We start from the raw sequence: 5,559 nt of genomic DNA on the forward strand, positions 1-5,559 counted from the left end.
AGCCTGCTGGCTGCTGGCAACCTTGTCGAGCTCCTGGTAGAGCTGACGCTGGCGCTCTTGCGACTGTTCCATCTGGTAGGTCTGCTGCTCCAGCTGACCACGCAGCTCGGAAACCTCCCCTTGCAGGGAGTCGACCTGTTGCTGCAATTCAGCTTGCAGTCGCAGACGGGCATTGAGGGTGCGCTCCAGCAGGGCAACCCGATCTTCCAGGCTACCGGTGGGCACGATGGCGCCGTTGTTGCCACTAAGGACAACGCCACCACCCGAGTCACCGCCCAGATCGCTGACCGGTGCCGCAGCTTGCGCATTCAGAGCAACCAATACGGCCAGCGCAACGACAGCTTGCTTGTACACAGATTTCATTCGGATCAAACCTTAGCGTTTAGTACAGATAAAACGGCCAGCGCCATCGTCGCTCGCATATGCAGATTTCATTCGGATCAAACCTTGGCGTTTAGTGCAAATAAAACGGCCATCGAAATGGCCGCTTGCATATAAACGAACTTCGTTCGGTTTAAACCTTAGTAAACCAGAACCGCGCGGCGGTTTTTGGCAAAGGCATCCTCGGTGTGAGACATGTCCAGCGGCTTCTCTTCGCCATAGCTGACGATGGAGAGCTGCTCGGCCTGCACACCCAGGGTTTGCAGATACTTGGCAACAGCCTTGGCACGACGCTCGCCCAGAGCGATGTTGTACTCGGGAGTACCGCGCTCATCGGCGTGACCTTCGATCAGGACTTTCACGCTCGGGCGCTCGCGCAGGTAGCTGGCGTGGGCATCCAGCAGATCAGCGTACTGACCCTGGATATCGTAACCGTCGAACGGGAAGTAGATCACGTTGTCACGCTGCAGTGCTTCGAACTTCTGACGCATCTGCTCTTCCGGGGACAACATGCCGTTGGCGCCGCCGGTTTGTACACCGCCCATGCCGTCGGTCATACCTGATTCAGCGCCAGCGGCGTCGGAATCAGAAGAAGAACTACAAGCGGCCAGGGTGAACAGTGGCAGTGCGATGGCCAAACCCTTGAGCAGTTTATTGAGTTGCATGCTATTTCCTTAAACCTTTATAACAAAACAAAAAACAATTGGATTTTTATCAATTCAAGAAGGGCGACCAAGCTGGTGCACGAATTTCACCGCTACTGGTCGGAAGCACAGCCTTGAAGCGACCATCAGTCGACACCAACGCGAGACTCTTACGACCCTGATAGATGGTGGCATAAATGATCATGCTGCCATTGGGAGCCACACTTGGCGACTCATCCAGAGCACTCTGGGTAAGGACCAACAGGGCATTGTTTTCCATGTCCTGACGGGCAATACGATACTGTCCCTGAACACGGGTCACCATCACCATGATTTTGCCATCAGGAGTGATGGATGCACCCTGGTTGGATTCACCTTCCCAAGTCATCCGGCGAGTCATACCAGTCGCCAAATTTACGCTATAAATCTGGGGTTTGCCACCACGTTCAGAGGTGAACAACAAATTTTGCCCATCCGGCATCCAGGAGGGTTCTGTGTCGATCACACGGCTGGTTGTGACGCGGGTCAGCTGCTTGCTAGCGACATCAACCACATAGAGGTTCGGTGAACCATCTTTGGAGAGAACGATAGCCAGACGACGACCATCCGGAGACCACTCCGGCGCCCCGTTGATACCGCGGAAACTGGTGATCAGGCTGCGCTGCTGGGTGTAGATATCCTGCACGTAGATTTCGGACTTCTGGTTCTCGAAGCTCACATAAGCCAGCTTGCTGCCATCCGGCGACCAGGCCGGAGACATCAAGGGCTCGCGGGAGCGCAGCAGGGTCTTCTCGTTGTAACCGTCGTAGTCAGAAATGCGCAGCTGGTACGGGAACTGGGTACCCTGCTGTACGGAGACGTAAGCCAGACGGGTCAGGAAGGCACCGCGCTCGCCAGTCAAACGCTCGTAGACGATGTCGGAGATACGGTGGGCAAACTGGCGCATCTGGGCACCCGGGATGGTCGCCATACGGCTATCCAGAATGTAACCGTTGCTCTCGCCACCTTGTGCCTTGGCCAGCTGGCCTTTCAGCACATCGACCAGCTCGAAGTTCACCTTGTAGGTGCCGTCACCGACTGCCGAAATGGAACCCACCACCACGGCTTCAACCCCTTGGGAGGCCCAGGGAGCGAAGTTGATCTCGCTGCTGCTGCTCGGGGTCTGCGGCATCTGGCCACGGGCCAGCGGCTTGAACTTGCCGCTGCGCATCAGGTCGTTGGAGACCACTTCCGCGATGTCCTGCGGCAACTGCCCGTTACCTTCCCACTTGAAGGGGGCGACAGCGATGGGGCGTGCGCTATCAATACCGCCGGTGATGACGATGTCCAGGGCCGCCTGGGCACTCTGGCCCAGCAACAAACAGCCAACCAAAGCAAAAAATACTTTTCTGATCATGGCTTAAATACTCGGTTCCAATATAGATGAGAGGTTAAATTCCTTTCTCGGCGAGAGGTTGCCAACCGGAGGCAAGCAACCTCGTTTTATCACGCTTAGATACTCGGTTCTAACTTCAGGTTAAATTCCTTCAACATCTCGAATGCCGCAGGATCCTTGGGCACAGGCAGTTGATTGGCTTTCAGAACAGCCGCCTTACCGGAACGACAGACCGCCGGGTCACCCTGGCCGTTATCTACCGATATGACAAAGCCACTGCTCGCAAGACGTACGCCGATAGTACATGTTTTGCCCCGCATGGTGGGATCCAAAATCATATACCGCTCAACAGTGGCCTTGATGAGCGCCGCATATTTGTCGACTTCGCCCTGGGCTGCTGCCGATGCAGCCTGACTGCGGGCATTGGCCTCAGCCGACAGCTGCTGCTGCATCATCTCTTCCATCTCTTTTTGCAGCTTGGCCTGCTCGGCGGCTTTACGCTTGCGCTCAGCCGCGATCTTGGCCTGCTTTTCGGCCTCTGCCTTGGCTTTCTTCTCTGCGTCAGCTTTTGCCTTTTTCTCAGCCTCTTCCTTGGCCTTCTTCTCGGCCTCGGCTTTGGCTTTTTTCTCTGCTTCTGCCTTGGCTTTCTTCTCGGCTTCGGCTTTGGCCTTCTTGTCAGCTTCCGCTTTCTTGGCCTTGGCTTCTGCCGCCTTGGCCTTCTCTTCGGCCTCTTTCTTCTCTTGTTCCTTTTTCTTCTTCAGCGCCAACGCCTTGCTTTCGGCTTCCGCCGCTTTACGCTCGGCTTCGGCCTTCTTGGCCTTCTGTTCTTCCAGCTTGCGGGCTTCCTCGGCTTTTTGGGCCTTCTCTTCCGCCTGCTTCTGCTCGGCCACCTTCTTCTGCTTTTCGGCCTCGGCCTTGCGAGTCGCCTCTTCGGCCTGCTTGCGCTTGGTCTCGGCGATGCGAAGCTGCTCCTGTTTCTGAGCCAGCTCGCGCTTGGCGAGATCCGTGTCTTCCTTATCCTTCTCTTTCTCTACCTTTTGAGGCTTGGGCTGAGATTTCTGCTGCTGGATCTGCTTGGCCTGCTCGTTGAGGAAGTTCTCATCGAGCATGACAGCATTGACGATCTGCCCTTTCGATTCGGGTCGTTTCGGTTTGCTGAAATCGAGCCCGACAAACAGGATGATGCCGATGATCAGGTGCAGCAGAAACGACGCGATGAGATAACCGGAAATACCACGCTTCACATCCATCTCCGTTAGTTCACCGGATCTGTCATCAGGCCAACCTGAGGCACACCCGCATTCTTGAGGGCCACCATCAACAGGATCACCTCTTCGTAGCGCACGGCCTTGTCACCCGCGACCACCACGGGGGCATTCTGGTTGATCGCCAGATAGCCCATGGCTTTTTCGGTGATGTATTGCTGCATCGCCTCTGGCGTGCCACTTGGCACCGGCTCGTCATCGGCTTCGCCAGCCTTGATGACATACTCGCCTTCGGTATTGACGCTGACGATGAAGGGTGGCTTGGCATCTTCCGGCAACTGCTCGGACTCAGCCTGTGGCAGATCCACCTTGACCCCTTGCGTGATCACCGGCGTGACCGCCATAAAGATGATAAGCAGCACCAGCATGACGTCGATATAGGGAACCACGTTGATCTCGGCCACCTTCTTGCGCCGGATCCGCTGATAGGTTTGCATTACTGATCACCCTGCTGCTGTGCAATTTGACGGTTCAGAATGGTGGTGAACTCGTCCATGAAGTTGGCGTAGGCGTTCTCCAGCCGCTCGACCTTGTTGGAGAAGCGGTTGTAGAAGATAACCGCCGGGATAGCGGCAAACAGACCCATGGCGGTAGCGATCAGCGCTTCCGCGATACCCGGCGCCACCATTTGCAGGGTGGCCTGCTGCACCTGACCCAGGGCGATAAAGGCGTTCATGATCCCCCATACGGTACCAAACAGACCGATATAGGGGCTGATGGAGCCGATGGTCGCCAGCACCGGCAAGTTGGATTCCAGATCATCTACCGCGCGGGAGAGGGAAACACGCATGGCGCGGTAGGTACCATCCATCACCGCATCCTGACCACGGGCACCGGCCTTGAGCAAGCGGGCATACTCCTTGAAGCCGGAGTAGAAGATATCTTCCATGCCTTCGATATCATCGCGGCGGGAAGAGGACTCCTGATAGAGGCGATTGAGATCGACCCCTGACCAGAAGCGATCTTCAAACTGTTCCGATGCGAGATTGGCCGCCTTGATCGCCTTTGAACGCTGGATAATCAGCGCCCACGAGACAATAGACATGCTCATCAGGGTCATCATGACCAGTTTTACCAACAGGCTGGCTTGCCAAAACAGGCCAATAAACGAAATTTCAGCGTGCACTTAACAGCACTCCCTTGATTTTTTCAGGTATAGCTACAGGTTTCATTTGCGGATGACTGACACAGGCTATCTGTACCATGGCCTGGGTGATCAGTCGTCCATCAGCCGCCAGGATCTGCTGCGAAAAGCGCAGGGATGCGCGTTTCACTTCAATCACTTGCGTTAATACATTCAATAGTTCATTAAAACGGGCCGCCGAGCGGAAATCGATCTCAGTTCGGCTCACCACGAAGGCATATCCCTCCTGCAGCCAGACGTCCTGTTCGACCCCTTTGGCACGAAGAAACTCGGTGCGAGCACGTTCCATAAACTTGAGATAATTGGCGTTGTAGACGATGCCCCCGGCGTCGGTGTCTTCGTAGTAGACACGCACCGGAAACTCAAAGACTTCCCCCATAACAATCTGTGATCCATTCGACAGTCAGATGGGGGGCTATCATAGCGCAGGGCTGAATAGGAAAGAAGCAGGGGGAGACAGGGAAATCCTGCCTCCCCCCGTTTTTTATGAAAGGAAATATGAATGTGTCAGCCAGAGGCCATACAACAAACTGGGCCAGGCGAGCCAGGGGTTGAACAGCACACGTCCGGGCAGGCTTTTCAGATGAAAGCCAAGCCCGTTAAGTACGCCACAACAGACGGCCCACATCAGCCAGGGAGCAAGCCAGAGACCATGCTCGCTGGTGTTGGCCGCGATCAGATTGGGGGCCTGTAAAATAGCGACGGCCAACAAGGCCGCCGCGAGTAACATCAACCCCTGCCACGGCTGCC

At 55.7% G+C, this 5,559-nt stretch carries 8 protein-coding genes; all 8 read right to left on the reverse strand.

Annotated features, from left to right (window positions below; genetic code table 11):
* The coding region (locus L972_RS21750; RefSeq protein ID WP_047436029.1) for a YbgF trimerization domain-containing protein at window positions 1-363 on the reverse strand (363 nt) is incomplete at its 3' end.
* Window positions 364-521: 158 nt separating this feature from the next.
* A complete protein-coding gene (gene pal, locus L972_RS04285; protein WP_005304908.1) occupies window positions 522-1,046 on the reverse strand; it encodes a peptidoglycan-associated lipoprotein Pal in 525 nt (174 codons plus the stop codon).
* 49 nt (window positions 1,047-1,095) lie between these two features.
* The gene (gene tolB, locus L972_RS04290; protein WP_005335728.1) at window positions 1,096-2,421 is read right to left on the reverse strand and encodes a Tol-Pal system beta propeller repeat protein TolB; all 1,326 of its coding nucleotides are present in this window, start codon (window positions 2,419-2,421) and stop codon (window positions 1,096-1,098) included.
* 95 nt (window positions 2,422-2,516) lie between these two features.
* Window positions 2,517-3,650 (reverse strand): cell envelope integrity protein TolA, encoded by a 1,134-nt coding sequence (gene tolA, locus L972_RS04295; RefSeq protein ID WP_013723471.1) that lies wholly within the window; start codon window positions 3,648-3,650, stop codon window positions 2,517-2,519.
* Between the two features lie 5 nt (window positions 3,651-3,655).
* A complete protein-coding gene (gene tolR / locus L972_RS04300) occupies window positions 3,656-4,102 on the reverse strand; it encodes a protein TolR (RefSeq protein ID WP_005335733.1) in 447 nt (148 codons plus the stop codon).
* Window positions 4,102-4,791, reverse strand: a complete 690-nt coding sequence (gene tolQ / locus L972_RS04305) for a protein TolQ (RefSeq protein ID WP_005335735.1) — start codon at window positions 4,789-4,791, stop codon at window positions 4,102-4,104. Before tolQ ends, tolR begins: the two co-directional genes overlap by 1 nt.
* Window positions 4,781-5,188 (reverse strand): tol-pal system-associated acyl-CoA thioesterase, encoded by a 408-nt coding sequence (ybgC, locus tag L972_RS04310; RefSeq protein WP_005335737.1) that lies wholly within the window; start codon window positions 5,186-5,188, stop codon window positions 4,781-4,783. The genes tolQ and ybgC overlap by 11 nt, the downstream gene beginning before the upstream one ends.
* 105 nt (window positions 5,189-5,293) lie before the next feature.
* On the reverse strand, window positions 5,294-5,539 hold the full coding sequence (locus tag L972_RS20585; RefSeq protein WP_005335740.1) for a cyd operon YbgE family protein: 246 nt from the start codon (window positions 5,537-5,539) through the stop codon (window positions 5,294-5,296).
* Between the last annotated feature and the right edge of the window lie 20 nt (window positions 5,540-5,559).

The organism is Aeromonas sp. ZOR0001 (assembly GCF_000801015.1).
GTDB lineage: Bacteria > Pseudomonadota > Gammaproteobacteria > Enterobacterales > Aeromonadaceae > Aeromonas > Aeromonas veronii.